Annotated in this window: 14 protein-coding genes; 6 read left to right on the top strand and 8 right to left on the bottom strand. The window is 66.0% G+C overall.

What is annotated here, in order from left to right; genetic code table 11:
• Positions 1-9: 9 nt before the first annotated feature.
• Positions 10-1,482: an amino acid permease gene (locus HLH45_RS13975; RefSeq protein WP_008571456.1), complete on the bottom strand. Its 1,473-nt coding sequence runs from the start codon at positions 1,480-1,482 to the stop codon at positions 10-12.
• 143 nt (positions 1,483-1,625) lie between these two features.
• Here HLH45_RS13975 and HLH45_RS13980 point away from each other — a divergent pair, with 143 nt between their 5' ends.
• Positions 1,626-2,216 (top strand): NUDIX hydrolase, encoded by a 591-nt coding sequence (locus tag HLH45_RS13980; RefSeq protein ID WP_046931805.1) that lies wholly within the window; start codon positions 1,626-1,628, stop codon positions 2,214-2,216.
• 149 nt (positions 2,217-2,365) lie between these two features.
• Here the strand turns inward: HLH45_RS13980 and serA are convergent, their stop codons facing one another.
• Positions 2,366-3,607 carry a phosphoglycerate dehydrogenase gene (gene serA, locus HLH45_RS13985; protein ID WP_008571458.1) on the bottom strand — a complete coding sequence of 414 codons (1,242 nt, stop codon included), beginning with the start codon at positions 3,605-3,607 and terminating at the stop codon, positions 2,366-2,368.
• A 208-nt stretch (positions 3,608-3,815) separates the two neighbouring features.
• Here serA and HLH45_RS13990 point away from each other — a divergent pair, with 208 nt between their 5' ends.
• Genes HLH45_RS13990 through HLH45_RS14000 form a run of 3 tightly spaced genes read left to right on the top strand, consistent with a single transcriptional unit; the run spans position 3,816 to position 7,424 of the window.
• On the top strand, positions 3,816-5,234 hold the full coding sequence (locus tag HLH45_RS13990; protein ID WP_008571459.1) for a D-2-hydroxyglutarate dehydrogenase: 1,419 nt from the start codon (positions 3,816-3,818) through the stop codon (positions 5,232-5,234).
• 34 nt (positions 5,235-5,268) lie between these two features.
• A complete protein-coding gene (locus tag HLH45_RS13995) occupies positions 5,269-5,568 on the top strand; it encodes a DUF2388 domain-containing protein (protein WP_008571460.1) in 300 nt (99 codons plus the stop codon).
• On the top strand, positions 5,565-7,424 hold the full coding sequence (locus tag HLH45_RS14000; RefSeq protein ID WP_008571461.1) for a DUF7844 domain-containing protein: 1,860 nt from the start codon (positions 5,565-5,567) through the stop codon (positions 7,422-7,424). Before HLH45_RS13995 ends, HLH45_RS14000 begins: the two co-directional genes overlap by 4 nt.
• A 219-nt stretch (positions 7,425-7,643) precedes the next feature.
• Here HLH45_RS14000 and HLH45_RS14005 read toward each other — a convergent pair whose 3' ends face one another.
• The 6 genes from HLH45_RS14005 to HLH45_RS14030 form a co-directional block, all read right to left on the bottom strand.
• Positions 7,644-8,030, bottom strand: a complete 387-nt coding sequence (locus HLH45_RS14005; protein ID WP_033478476.1) for a hypothetical protein — start codon at positions 8,028-8,030, stop codon at positions 7,644-7,646.
• Positions 8,030-8,596: an elongation factor P-like protein YeiP gene (gene yeiP / locus HLH45_RS14010; protein WP_008571463.1), complete on the bottom strand. Its 567-nt coding sequence runs from the start codon at positions 8,594-8,596 to the stop codon at positions 8,030-8,032. Before yeiP ends, HLH45_RS14005 begins: the two co-directional genes overlap by 1 nt.
• Positions 8,597-8,696: 100 nt before the next feature.
• Positions 8,697-9,467 (bottom strand): SDR family NAD(P)-dependent oxidoreductase, encoded by a 771-nt coding sequence (locus HLH45_RS14015; protein ID WP_008571465.1) that lies wholly within the window; start codon positions 9,465-9,467, stop codon positions 8,697-8,699.
• Between the two features lie 137 nt (positions 9,468-9,604).
• Positions 9,605-10,501 (bottom strand): hydroxymethylglutaryl-CoA lyase, encoded by an 897-nt coding sequence (locus HLH45_RS14020; RefSeq protein ID WP_008571466.1) that lies wholly within the window; start codon positions 10,499-10,501, stop codon positions 9,605-9,607.
• A gap of 106 nt (positions 10,502-10,607) precedes the next feature.
• On the bottom strand, positions 10,608-10,997 hold the full coding sequence (locus HLH45_RS14025) for a VOC family protein (RefSeq protein ID WP_008571467.1): 390 nt from the start codon (positions 10,995-10,997) through the stop codon (positions 10,608-10,610).
• The gene (locus tag HLH45_RS14030) at positions 10,994-11,791 is read right to left on the bottom strand and encodes an enoyl-CoA hydratase-related protein (protein ID WP_008571468.1); all 798 of its coding nucleotides are present in this window, start codon (positions 11,789-11,791) and stop codon (positions 10,994-10,996) included. Before HLH45_RS14030 ends, HLH45_RS14025 begins: the two co-directional genes overlap by 4 nt.
• A 114-nt stretch (positions 11,792-11,905) precedes the next feature.
• Here HLH45_RS14030 and HLH45_RS14035 point away from each other — a divergent pair, with 114 nt between their 5' ends.
• Positions 11,906-12,154, top strand: a complete 249-nt coding sequence (locus HLH45_RS14035; RefSeq protein WP_003486267.1) for a FeoA family protein — start codon at positions 11,906-11,908, stop codon at positions 12,152-12,154.
• Entirely contained in the window at positions 12,151-14,010 is a 1,860-nt protein-coding gene (feoB, locus tag HLH45_RS14040) for a ferrous iron transporter B (protein ID WP_031422431.1), read from the top strand. The genes HLH45_RS14035 and feoB overlap by 4 nt, the downstream gene beginning before the upstream one ends.
• The last annotated feature ends 1 nt before the right edge of the window (position 14,011 follow it).

Here is a 14,011-nt window from a genome sequence, read left to right on the forward strand (position 1 = left end):
GAGAGAAACTTAGGCCCGTTTCGCGAGGCGACTGTGGTGGATGCCGTAGCCGAAGTAGATCGCCAGGCCAATCACGGTCCAGCCCACGAACACCTTCCAGTGTTCCTGGAAGGCCTGGAAGAACAGGAACAGACAGGCCAACGCGCCCAGGGGGCAGATCACCATCGCCAGCGGCACCCGGAACGGGCGCGGCAGGTCGGGCTTGGTGAAGCGCAGCACCAGCACGCCGGCGCAGACCGTGGCGAAGGCGAGCAGGGTACCCATCGAGACGAGTTCGCCCAGCACGTTCAACGGGATCACCCCGGCCAGCAGCGCGGCGACCACGCCCACGAACAGCGTGCCGACGTAAGGCGTGCGGAATTTCGGGTGCACCTTGCCGAACAGCTTGGGCATCAGCCCATCCTTGGCCATGGTGTAGAAGATGCGCGGCTGCGCCATCAGCATCACCAGCACCACCGACGACAAGCCGGCAATGGCACCGATTTCCACCGCGGTCTTGAGCCAGGTCAGTTGCGGGTGGGCTTCCAGCGCGGTGGCCACCGGCTTGGCGGTGCCGAGCTGGGTATAGGGCAGCAGGCCGGTCAGCACCGCGCAGACGATGATGTAGATGACGGTGCAGATGGCCAACGACACCAGGATGCCGATCGGCATGTTCTTCTGCGGATCCTTGGTTTCGCCGGCCGAGGTGGAAACCGCGTCGAAGCCGATGTAGGAGAAGAACACGATGGACGCGGCGCGAAACACCCCGTCCCAGCCGAACTGGCCAGGGCCGGTGTTTTCCGGGATGAAGGGGTGCCAGTTCGCCGGGTCGATATAGGAAATGCCAAAGCCCACGAACAGGCAGATCACCACGACCTTGATCGCCACCACGATTGCGTTGGCGAACGCCGACTGGGTGACGCCGACGTAGCACAGGATGCTCACCGCCGCGACGATCAGCACGGCCGGCAGGTTGACCAGATTCCCGGAGCTGACAAAGCCGTGGCCGTTCCAGGCCAGCGGCGCACCCGCCAACTCTGCGGGGAACGGCACCCCCAGGGTGCCGGTGATGAAGCTGATCAGGTAGGCAGACCAGCCGACGGCAACGCTGGACCCGGCGAACAGGTATTCCAGCACCAGACACCAGCCGATGAACCAGGCGATGCCTTCGCCGAGCGTGGCGTATGAATACGAATAGGCGCTGCCGGAGACCGGCATCATCGCGGCGAATTCGGCGTAGCACAGGCCGGCGAAGGCGCAGGCGATACCGGCGAACACGAACGACAGCATCACCGCCGGGCCGGCGTGATTGGCCGCGGCCTGGCCGGTCAGCACGAAGATGCCGGCGCCGATCACCGCGCCGATACCGAGCATGATCAGGTGCTTGGCTGTGAGGGTCCGCTGCAGCGTCGCTTCGCCTTGCAGGCTGCCTTCGACCGGTTCGCCTGCATCGACGTGGCCAGCGGGCTCGATCGGTTTGACCCTCAACAGAGACTTCAGCATTCGGTACATCCCTAAGTGGCAAAGCTTGAAGGCGCGGGCGCCCGGACGAATTGGTGCGCCGCATCCCGGTGGGACAGGCAAGCGGCCTACCTTGCCAAAGCTACACGCTCACGACAAGCGCGTACGCAGCATGAATGGCGATAATGGCCGCCTGGCCCGCACCGGGCGACCGAGAACGACAGATGGTGGATGCAACCCTGCAGCAGCAATTGGCGGCGTACCGCCTGCGTTGGCCGGAGGAGGCCGCGCTGGCCGAGCAGTTCGTGCAATTGCTGGACGATGCCACCGATCCGTTCGTGCGCGAGCGTGTCGAAGGTCATTTCACTGGCTCGGCGTGGGTGGTCAGCGCCGACGGCACATGCACCTTGCTGACCCATCACCGCAAGCTGCAGCGTTGGCTGCAGCTGGGCGGGCACGCCGACGGCGACCGCGATCTGGCGCAGGTGGCATTACGTGAAGCGGAGGAGGAATCCGGACTCGTCGGCTTGCGGCTGGCCGACGGAGAGTTGTTCGATCTGGACCGTCACTGGATTCCGGCGCGCGGGGATGTGGCGGGGCATTGGCACTTCGATGCGCGCTACGTGGTGCTGGCCGGTGCGGACGAGGCGTTCAAGGTCAGCGAAGAATCGCTGGCGCTGGCCTGGCGCCCGATCGCCGAGCTGCTTGCCGATCCCGAGCTCGATCCATCGCTGCGGCGGATGGCGGAAAAGTGGCTGGAGAGCCGGGAGTGGTGATTCGGGATTCGGGATTGGCAGAAGCGGTGGGCCGGCGCCGATCCATTTAGCGGGCCATGTCTGCTTCCCACAGCGTGGTTGGACCGATGAACCCACCGGTTGCGGCGAACCGCTGTTACCAATCCCGAATCCCGATTCCCAAATCCCGCTCAATACAGGACCCGCGTCCGCAAGGTGCCGGTGATCTGTCCCAGCTCGTCCTTCAGCACGCCGGCAAGCTCCTCGCTGGCGCTGACATCGATGACCACATAGCCCACCTTGGGGTCGGTGCGCAGGAACTGGCCGTCGATGTTGACGTTATGGCGCGAGAACAATTCGTTGATCTGCGACAGCACGCCCGGCACGTTGCGATGGATATGCAGCAACCGCAGGCTTTCGGCGTGCTCGGGCAGGGTGACCTCCGGGAAGTTCACCGCCGACAAGGTGCTGCCGTTGTCGCTATAGCGCACCAGCTTGGCGGCGACCTCGATCCCGATGTTGTCCTGCGCCTCCAGCGTGCTGCCGCCCACGTGCGGGGTCAGGATCACATTGTCGTGCGCAGTGAGCGGCGATTCGAACGCGTCGCCATTGCCCTTGGGCTCGATCGGAAAGACATCCACCGCCGCGCCGCCGATCTGGCCGGAGGTGAGCGCCGCGTCCAGCGCGTCGATGTCGATGACGGTGCCACGCGAGGCGTTGATGAGATGCGCCCCGGGTTTCATGCGGGCGATTTCCGCCGCGCCGATCATGTCCTTGGTCGACGGGGTCTCCGGCACGTGCAAGGTGACCACGTCCGAGCGCGCCAGCAGGTCGTCCAGGTCGATGGCCGCGCGTGCGTTGCCCAACGACAGCTTGGTTTCGATATCGTGGAAGATCACCTGCATGCCCAACGCTTCGGCCAGCACGCCGACCTGGGTGCCGATATGCCCGTAGCCGACGATGCCCAGCACCTTGCCGCGCGTTTCGTGGCTGCCGGCGGCCGACTTGGACCAGCCGCCGCGATGGCATTGCGCGTTCTTCTGCGGAATGCCACGCAGCAACAGGATCGCTTCGGCGATGACCAGTTCGGCCACGCTGCGGGTATTGGAGTAGGGCGCGTTGAACACCGGGATGCCGGCCAGCTCGGCCGCGTCCAGGTCCACCTGGTTGGTACCGATGCAGAAGCAGCCGACTGCGATCAGGCGCTTGGCATGCGCCAGCACCTCGGCGCTCAGCTGGGTGCGTGAGCGGATGCCCACAATGTGTGCGTCGGCGATGCGGGCGATCAACTCGTCTTCCGGCAGCGATTTGGCGTGCAGTTCGATCTGCGAGTAGCCGGCGGCGCGGAACACGTCCACGGCGGTCGGGCTGATGCCTTCCAGCAACAGCACGCGGATGTCCTGCTTGGGAAACGAGGTTTTCTTCGGCGACATGGGGGAACGCAATGCAGCAATCGGGCCGGCAACTATGCCAGATGGGGTGCGCGATTGGGTGGCCGCGATGCGCTGTTCGCACCGGCGAAGCCCTTGCGGCGCAACGGTTTCAGCTGAATCCAACGCTGCGTCGGCCGTGAGTGCGCCGGCTGGACGAGGCAGGCCGGCGCTGGCACGCTGTGCGGTTCCTACCGCAGCGCCGCGTGCCATGACCGATCCCCGCATCCTTTCGTTGCAACAGGCCGTGCCTGCGTTGCGTGTGAAGACCGACCCGGCCGACCTGGAGCATTACGGGCGCGACTGGACACGCCGCTGGACGCCGAACCCACTCGCGATCGCCTTGCCGGGCTCGGTGGAGGAAGTGCAGGCGGTCGTGCGTTGGGCAAATGCGCAAGGCGTGGCGGTGGTGCCGTCGGGCGGGCGCACGGGCTTGTCCGGCGGCGCAGTGGCGGCCAACGGCGAATTGGTGTTGAGCCTGGAGCGTTTGAACAAACCGCTGGATTTCAACGCAGTGGATCGCACGCTCACCGTGCAGGCCGGCATGCCGCTGGAAGCGGTGCACAACGCCGCGCGCGAGCATGGGCTGGTGTACCCGGTGGATTTTGCGGCGCGCGGTTCGTGTTCGATCGGCGGCAATATCGCCACCAATGCCGGCGGCATCCGGGTGATCCGCTACGGCAATACGCGCGAATGGGTGGCCGGGTTGAAGGTGGTCACCGGTGGCGGCGAGTTGCTGGAACTCAACAACGCGCTGGTCAAAAATTCCAGCGGCTACGACTTCCGCCATCTGATGATCGGCTCCGAAGGCACGCTCGGCATCGTGGTCGAAGCCACGCTGCGGCTGACCGACCCGCCGCCGCCCAGCAACGTGATGTTGCTTGCGTTGCCCTCGTTCGAAGTGCTGATGCAGGTGTTTGCCGCGTTTCGCGCGCAGTTGCGCCTGGAGGCGTTCGAATTTTTCACCGATCGCGCGCTGGAACATGTGCTTGCGCATGGCGCGCAGGCGCCGTTTGCGCAGGTTTACCCGTACTACGTGGTCACCGAATTCGCCGCAGGCGATGAGGCGCAGGAGGCGGCTGCGATGGCGGCCTTCGAGACCTGCATGGAGCAGGGCTGGGTCAGCGATGGCGTGATCAGCCAGAGCGATGCACAGGCCGCGCAACTGTGGCGCCTGCGCGAGGGCATCACCGAAGCGCTGGCGCGCTACACGCCGTACAAGAACGACGTGTCGGTGCGCATCTCGGCGATGCCGGCATTCCTGGCCGAAACCCAGGCGTTGCTGCACGATGCGTATCCGCATTTCGATGTGGTGTGGTTCGGCCATATCGGCGATGGCAACCTGCACATCAACGTGCTCAAGCCCGATGGCACCAGCCAGGCCGATTTCGTTGCGGCCTGCGATCAGGTCACCAAGTTGCTGGCGCAGGCCCTGCAGCGTTTCGACGGCAGCATTTCCGCCGAACACGGCATCGGCCTGGTCAAGAAGGCCTATCTGTGGAGCACGCGCTCTGCCGAGGAAATCGCCTTGATGCGCGGCATCAAACATGTGCTCGATCCTCATCTTTTGCTGAATCCCGGCAAGCTGTTCGAGATGCATGACGCACCTGCCAACACGCCTGCCGGTTAGTCTTCCCGCACCTTCACACGGAATCGATCAGCCCATGATGCGCTCCCTCGTGTTCTGCGCTTTGACGCTGCTGCCGCTGGCAGCGTTCGCATCCAGCCTGGCCGGTACTTCGGCAGGTGCCTCGTCGGCTGGCTCGTCCAATTCGTCCGGCAGCAGCTCCGGCGACGACAAGGTGGTGGCCGACGCCCGGGAAGATGCGGCCGGTTTTGTTGCCAGCGACGGCGTCATCCGCGGTGCGCGTCTGGAAGCGGCGTTGCTGCAGTTGCGCAGCCGTAGCGACGCGGCGCGGCTGGCCAGCGACCTGGAGCTGGCGCAGTCCATCCTGGCCCGGTGAGTCTGCGCCGGCGGTGCGGCTGGCTGCTGCTGGCCGCCTTGGCCGCACCGCAGGCGCAGGCTGAATTGTTGGTCGAGGTGGTTCGCTCGGACTTGCCTGCGGCGGAGATCGAAGCAAGCAACGCGCTGGTGCAGTCGGTCGCACGGCGATTGCCGCAGGGCTGGACGCGGCGGATGACCGCCCCGATCCAGCTGCAATGGCGCACCGATCTGCCGGCGCAGGTACACGGCCGTGCAATCGGCAATCGCATCCTGCTCGATCGCGCGCTGCTGCAGGCGTGGAGCGCGCAATCCGACGACGCACGTTCCGAACAAAACGCAACTGCCACGCGCGCGGCGATGGCAGCGCTCATACACGAACTGGCGCATGTGTTCGATCGCGGCGCACGCAGCGCGTGGTCGCGCGATCGGCGCCTGCGCGACCTTGCCGGCTGGCAGGTGCGGCCGTGGCGGGTGGGGCGCAGCGACAATCGGTTCAGCGACCGCAGCCCAGACGAATACGAACGCCGCAGCCCGGCCGAGTTCGTTGCGGTCAATTTCGAGCATTACGTGCTGGACGCCGACTACACCTGCCGGCGCCCTGCGCTGGCGGCCTGGTTTGCGCAACGCATCGGTCCGCCGCAGGGTGTTACGCCCTGCGAGACCGCGCTGCCGTACCTGCAGGCCGACAACGACGCCGGTGCGATGTCGTTGCTGACGCTGGATCCGGCTCGCGTGTACGCGGTGGACTATCTGCTTGCCGAGGGTAACGAGCAGCCGATGAGCCGCTGGGGCCATAGCATGTTGCGCCTGGTGATCTGCGCACCCGGCCGTGCGCCGGGCCCCGCATGCCGGTTGGATCTGCAATACCACCGCGTGCTGTCGTTCCGCGCGTTCGTGGGCGATGTGCAGATTTCCAGCTGGCGCGGGCTCACGGGTTCGTACCCGTCGCGGCTGTTCGTGCTGCCGTTGAACCAGGTCGTGGACGAATACACCAAGGTGGAATTGCGCGCCCTGTCGTCGGTGCCGCTGGCCCTGACGCCCGACGAGGTCGCGGCCCTGCTCGAGCGCGCCGCGCAGGTGCATTGGAGTTACGACGGGCGCTATTACTTCATCGGCAACAACTGCGCGGTGGAAACCTACAAGTTGCTGCATGACGGGGTGCCGCGTCTGGCTGCAGCGAACTTGTCCTCGATCACGCCGCGCGGTCTGCGGCAACGATTGCAGCGTGCCGGCATCGCCGATCTGCAGGTGCTGGACGACCCTGCACAAGCCATCCGCCAGGGCTATTACTTCGAATCGGCGGCGGCGCATTACCAGGCCATGTTCGACGTCCTTCGGCGTGGCATCGCAGTGCCGCAAACAACCGTCGCGCAGTGGCTGGACGCCGCGCCCGAGGTGCGCGCGCAATGGTTCGATCGCGGTGGTCTGCGCGAAACTGCAGCGGCATTGTTGCTGGAACAGGCAGCCCTGCGTCGAGAGGAATTGCTGGCGCGCGATGCGCTCAAGCGCCTGTTGCAACCGGGCATGGGCGCGCGCGACGCGGTGCAGGGACAGCTGCAAGCGCTGTTCGCGCGCCAGGCGCAACTCAGTCATCCGGCGGTGCTGTTGGGCAGCGCGGGGTATGGCTTGCCACAAGCGGACGAGCAGCAACAGCTGAGCGCGCGCGTGGCGCAGGAAAGCGCGGTGTTGGTCGATGGCTGGAAACAGCTGCAGCTGGCTGGACGCCAGCAATTGCCAGCCAACGTGCGCACGGGATTGCAGCAGGGCGAAGCGAATGTGGAGCGTTTGCGCGCGCGCCTGCGCGTGCTTGCGCGCGGTGATGCCGCCGCCGACAAAGCGCACTCGGAGGTGCGCATCCCTATGCAGGTGCAATAGCACGCGTGCCGGCCCCTCTCCCGCTGGGAGAGGGTTGGGGTGAGGGCAGGGGCAGCCCGGATTCTCCGAATTGCCTCGCCTCATCGAGCGGGCGGCGCGCCACCCTCTCTTGGCGAGAACGGAACGGCTGCAGTCTTCAGCCGTGAGTTGTGGTGACGCTGCCACTAGCAGGAGTAATCCACCTCACTGGCACGCAGCTGCCAGATCAGCCGATGCATCTCAGCCGGCCGGTTGCAGATCCGCTTGCTTGGAATACTGGCGCAGCCATTGGCTGACATGCGCATCCTTGCGGTACTGCCGCATCAACTTGGCCAGGCGTGCCGGTGCCGGCGTGCAGAACTGTGCCACGGCCACTTCGATTTCATGCCGGCGGTCGGCGTCATACGGCTCTTCGCCGGCGAAGTGCTCGCAGGTGTCGTAGTCGTCGACCAGTTTGCGCACATCCTCCGGCATGCCGCACAGGCCTGCCGGATGCTGCAGCCATTCGTCTTCCACCTTGGGATCGGTGCAGGCCACCGGCGCAGGCGTTGCGGCCTGCGTCGGTGTTTGTTGCACGCTGCAGGCCGCCAGCACACCCACGGCTACGACAACAGCAACGCGACGCATCAGTCGGCGCGACCGGCAAATTCGCCCGTGGTGGTGTTGACCAGCACGCGTTCGCCATTGGTGATGTACTCGGGCACCATGATTTCCATGCCGGTGTTGAGCTTGGCCGGCTTGGGCCGCTTGGTGGCGGTGCCACCCTTCAATTCCGGCGGAGTCTCCACCACTTCCAGCGTCACCGTCTGCGGCAGTTGTACGGCCACCGGCTGGTCGTCGATCACTTGCACATAGATGCCGGTCAGACCATCGGTGATGTAGCCGGCGTCGGTGCCGATCACGTCCGCATCCAGCGTGTACGGGGTGAAGTCTTCGTCGTCCATGAACACGAACGCTTCGCCATCCTTGTACGAGAACGTGGACTGCCGGCGCAGCAGCTCCACTTCCGGCAGGTTGTCGTCGGCATCGAAGCTGGCGTCGGTTTTCACCCCGCCCGGCACGCTGTACATGATGAAACGAAAGCGCACATTGCCGCCGCGGCCCTGCGGCGAGCTGCGTTCGATGTCGCGGATCTGGTAAATGCCGCCGTTGTATTCGACGACGTTGCCTTTCTTGATGTCGTTGGCTTTCATGGGAATCGGGAGTAGGGAATGGGAAATCGAAAAAGTCGGGGCCGGGGTGCTGAGAGCAGGGCGCCGTTACGATTCCCCATTCCCGATTCCCCAATCCCCGCTACTTGGGTACCAACCGCACGCCGCCGTCCAGGCGAATCACTTCGCCGTTGAGGTAGCGGTTGCGCAGGATGAAGGCGACGGTGTCGGCGTATTCGTCGGGCTGGCCCAGACGCGAGGGGAACGGGACGGAGGCGGCCAGCGATTGCTGCACGGCCTCGGGCATGCCGTCGACCATCGGGGTCCAGAACACGCCCGGCGCGATCGTCATCACGCGGATACCGAAGCGCGCCAGTTCGCGTGCCATCGGCAAGGTCATGCCGACCACGCCGCCTTTGCTTGCCGCATACGCTGCCTGGCCGATCTGGCCCTCGAATGCCGCCACCGAGGCGGTATTGACGATCACGCCGCGCTCGCCGTCATCGCCGGCGGTGTTGTGTTGCATGACATCGGCAGCGGCCTTGGCCACGTTGAAGCTGCCGACCAGATTCACCAGCACGGTGTTGCGGAAGGTGGCCAACGGCATCGGCGCTTCCTTGCCCAGCACGCGACCGGCGCCCAGGATGCCGGCGCAATTCACCACCAGGTTGAGCCCGCCCAGCGCCTGTGCAGCCTGCGCCACATTGGCGGCCACCTGCGCTTCGTCGGTGACATCGGTGGCGAAGTAATGCGCGTTGCCGGCACCGAGCAGCGCCAGCGCCGACTCGGCCTTGTCGGCGTTGACATCGAACAACGCGACCTTGCCGCCGTCGGCCACCAGACGCTGTGCGACCGCCAGGCCGAGGCCGGAAACGCCGCCGGTGACGATGGCAAGAACAGAAGAGGGCTGCATGCGGTGGTTCCCTAAAATAGCGTTGGTGGCCGGTGTTGGCGGCAAACGAACGATCGGCGGAGCGGTCGGCAATTCTAGCCCAAGCCCCTGCGTGATCGCGGTGGTCGGTGATGCACGATTGCGCGGGCAGGAAAACCTCAGCCGGCGGCAGCCAACGCCTTGCCGACCTTGCTGCCGGTGTCGCGACCGAGCAGCTGCGCCAGCCAGCGGCCGGTGCGGGCCAGGGCAGGCAGGTCGATGCCGGTGGGCATGCCCAGCCCCTGCAAAAGGTACACCACGTCTTCGCTGGCGACGTTGCCGCTGGCGCCCCTGGCATACGGGCAGCCGCCCGCACCGGACACGGCCGCATCGATCACGCGTACGCCTTGCTCCAGGCATGCGGCGATATTGGCCAGCGCCTGCCCATAGGTATCGTGGAAATGCACCGCCAACGCCTGCATCGGCACCGCCTGCGCCACCGCGGCCAGCATCTGACGCGCCTTGACCGGCGTGCCTACGCCAATAGTGTCGCCCAGCGAGATTTCATAGCAGCCGAGTGCGTGCAGACGTTGCGCCACATCGACCACATCGGCCACCGGCACTTCGCCCTGGTACGGGCAGCCCAGCACGGTGGAGACGTAGCCGCGCACGCGCACACCATCGAGCGCGGCCTGCTGCAGGATCGGCCGAAAGCGTTCGATCGATTCGTCGATGCCGGCGTTGGTATTGGTGCGATTAAACGCCTCCGACGCCGCGGTGAAGACCGCCACTTCCTGCGCCCCGGCCGCGCGTGCGCGTTCGTAGCCCTGCAGGTTGGGCACCAGCACCGGATATGCGATGCCCGGCACCTGCGCGATGCCGGCAAACACCTCGGCGGCGTCGGCCAGCTGCGGTACCCAGCGCGGGCTGACGAAGCTGGTCGCTTCGATCGTGCGCAGCCCGGTGGCCGAGAGTTGATCGATCAACGCGATCTTGTCGGCAGTGGCGATCGGCTGCGCTTCGTTTTGCAGGCCATCGCGTGGGCCAACTTCGACAATGCGGACGAAGTCGCTCATGCGCTCACATCGCAGCGCGCATGACGTCGTGCAGGCATCGCCGCAACTGCGTGCGTGGTGGCGGCCGAATGCGTGGACAAGGAAACCAGGGACATCGGAAAGAGACTCATGCGGGGAGGTGGCAGACCGCTTCGCAATTGTGGCCATCGGGATCGAGCACGAAGGCGCTGTAATAGTGTGGGTGGTAATGCGGGCGCAGCCCGGGCGCGCCGTGATCGCGGCCACCGGCGGCCAGCGCAGCACGATGAAACGCATCCACGCTGTGGCGGTCGCTCGCCGTCAGCGCGACATGGGTGGTGCCCGGCGCCTGCGCGTGGGAGCCCAGCCAGAGAAACGGGCGCTCGGTGCCGAAGCCGGCATGCGCGCGGCCGCCGGTTTGCGCGGCCGTCAGTTCCACCAGCAGCGTGATGCCCAGGGGCGCCAGCGCGGCCCGGTAGAACGCGGTGCTGGTTTGCAGGTCGCTGCAGGCCAGGCCGATATGGTCGATCGCGCTCACGCCATGCTCTCTGGCATCCACGCGGCGCTGCGCTTGTCCAGAAACGCACCCAGGCCTTCCTGGCCTTCGGGCGACACGCGCAGACGGGCAATCAAGGCCGCATTGGCGGCATCGATGGCATCGCGGTCGGCAGTTGGCAGCACCGAGCGCACCAGCGCCTTGGCGCTGCTGGTGGCCAGCGGCGCCGCTGCCAGCAACAGGCGAACCTGGCGTTCCACTGCGATATCCAGCTGGTCGGCGGCCACCAGCTGGTGCAGCAGACCCAGCAACTGCGCGGTGCCGGCATCGAAGATCTCGGCGGTTGCGAACCAGCGCCGCGCCTGGCGCGCGCCGATCGCTGCAACCACATAGGGCGATATGACCGCCGGCAGCAGGCCGAGCTTGCTTTCGGTCAGGCCGAAGCGCGCCTCGGTACAACCGATGGCGATATCGCAACACGCCACCAGGCCGACACCGCCGCCGAAAGCAGCGCCGTTGACGCGCGCGATGGTGGGCTTGGGCAGTTCATCCAGGGTGCGCATCAGCTGCGCCAGCGCCAGTGCGTCGGCGGCGTTCTCGGCTTCGCTGGCGCTGGCCATGCCGCGCATCCAGTTCAGGTCTGCGCCGGCCGAAAAGGCCGCGCCATCACCGGTCAGCACGACGACGCGGATCTGCGACGCCCGGCCCGCCTCGCGTAATGCATCGGTCAACGCCGCGATCAGCGTCGCATCGAAGGCGTTATGTACTGCGGGCCGATGCAATCGTAAGGTGCGAACCGCTCCGTGGTCTTCGACGATCAAGCCGGTGTCCTGCATTGCGTACGTCCATGAATGGGATGCGAACCATGATAGCGGGCCGGGTCGCCGGAGCCATGACGCGGTGCGTCGATGCTAGAATTGAGAACCATTCCTAACAATCAGGCCGTCTTTGTGACGCTGTCCGACATGCCTTTGCATCGCGCCGCCATCGTGGACTCCGTGGAGGATCGTCTCCCCAACGACACGATCGCCCGGCGCTTGCGGGAGTTGGGGTTTGTCGCAGGCGAGGAAGTCACGGTGCTGGCCACCGGGCCGGTCGGCCGCGAACCGTTGTTGGTGCAGGTGGGCTATACGCGTTTTGCCCTGCGGCGCAGCGAGGCTGCGCGCGTGCAGGTGCGCCATGCGGGAGGATCGGCATGAGCGCGGCCACCGTTCCGCTGCGTCTGGCGCTGGTTGGCAACCCCAACAGCGGCAAGACCGCACTGTTCAACCAGCTGACCGGCAGCCGGCAGAAAGTGGCCAATTACACCGGCGTCACCGTCGAGCGTAAGGAAGGCCACTTCCGCGCACCGTCCGGGCGCGACTTTGCGGTGCTGGATCTGCCCGGCGCCTACAGCCTGCAACCGGCGAGCCTGGACGAGGCGATCACCCGCGACCTGTGCCGTGGCTTTTATCCGGGCGAGCCGGCGCCGGACGTGCTGGTCTATGTGATGGATGCGACCAATCTGCGCCTGCATCTGCGCTTTGCGTTGGAACTGCGCGAGCTCGGCCGGCCGATGATCGTGGCGCTGAACATGATGGATGCCGCACAGCGACGCGGCATTGTCATCGACCTGCCGGCGCTGGAGCAGGCGCTCGGCGTGCCGGTGGTCGAAACGGTGGCGGTGCGGCGCGGTGGTGCCAAGGTGCTGGTCGAGCGGCTCGACGCGCAGGCGGCACGCCTGACGGCGCCCGCCGCCAATCCGCCGGCCGACGGTAATTATCACGCGCTGGTGCGGCAGATCCTGGGCGCAGCGGTGACCATGCCCACCCGCACCTCGCGCGTGGACGATGCGCTGGACCGCTGGCTGCTGCATCCGATCTGGGGCCTGGTCACGCTGGCGGTGGTGATGTTCATGATCTTCCAGGCGGTCTATGCCTGGGCTGCGCCGGTCATGGACCTGATCGACGGCGGCACCGCCGCCTTGGGCGAGTGGGTCGGCGCGACGTTGCCGGAAGGTCCGCTCAACAGCTTGCTCAAGGATGGCGTCATCGCCGGGCTGGGCGGGGTGATCGTGTTCCTGCCGCAGATCCTGATCCTGTTCGCCTTCATCCTGGCCTTGGAAGAATCCGGCTACCTGCCGCGTGCGGCGTTTCTGCTCGATCGCATGATGTCGGTGGCCGGTTTGTCGGGGCGCTCGTTCATTCCGCTGTTGTCGAGTTTTGCCTGTGCGGTGCCGGGCATCATGTCCACGCGCAGCATCCAGGACCCGCGCGACCGGCTCGCCACCATCATGGTCGCGCCGCTGATGACGTGTTCGGCGCGGTTGCCGGTGTATGCGTTGTTGATCGGCGCCTTCATTCCGCAGAAGACCGTGTGGGGCATCTTCAACCAGCAAGGACTGGTGCTGTTCGGCCTGTACGCTGCGGCCATCGTCAGTGCGCTGCTGGTCTCGTGGACGATGAAGAAATGGCGGCGCGACAAGAGCGAGCACCCGTTGATGCTGGAGCTGCCGTCCTACCGCGTGCCGCAGGTACGCGACTTGGCGCTGGGGCTGTGGGAGCGCGCTTGGATCTTCCTCAAGCGCGTGGGCGGCATCATCCTGGCGCTGACCATCCTGCTGTGGTTCCTGCTGTCGTTTCCCGAGGCGCCGGCCAATGCCACCTTGCCGGCAATCGACTACAGCTTCGCCGGTCGTATCGGCCACGCAATGGCAGTGTTCTTCGCACCGCTGGGCTTCAACTGGCAGATCTGCATCGCGTTGATTCCCGGCCTGGCCGCACGCGAAGTGGCGGTGGCCTCGCTGGCCACGGTGTACGCGTTGTCTGCTGCCGACGACGACGCGGCAGCGCAGGCGTTGTCGCCGTTGATCAGCGACGGGTGGTCGCTGGCCACCGCGCTGTCGCTGCTGGTCTGGTACATCTACGCACCGATGTGCATCTCCACGCTGGCCACGATCAAGCGCGAAACCAACTCGTGGAAGCAGATGACCATCAGCGCGGTGTACCTGTTCGCGCTGGCCTACCTGGCGTCGCTGGTGACCTACCAGCTGGCCGTGCTGCTGGGGGCCGGCTGAG

The organism is Xanthomonas euvesicatoria (assembly GCF_013112235.1).
Taxonomy (GTDB): domain Bacteria; phylum Pseudomonadota; class Gammaproteobacteria; order Xanthomonadales; family Xanthomonadaceae; genus Xanthomonas; species Xanthomonas euvesicatoria.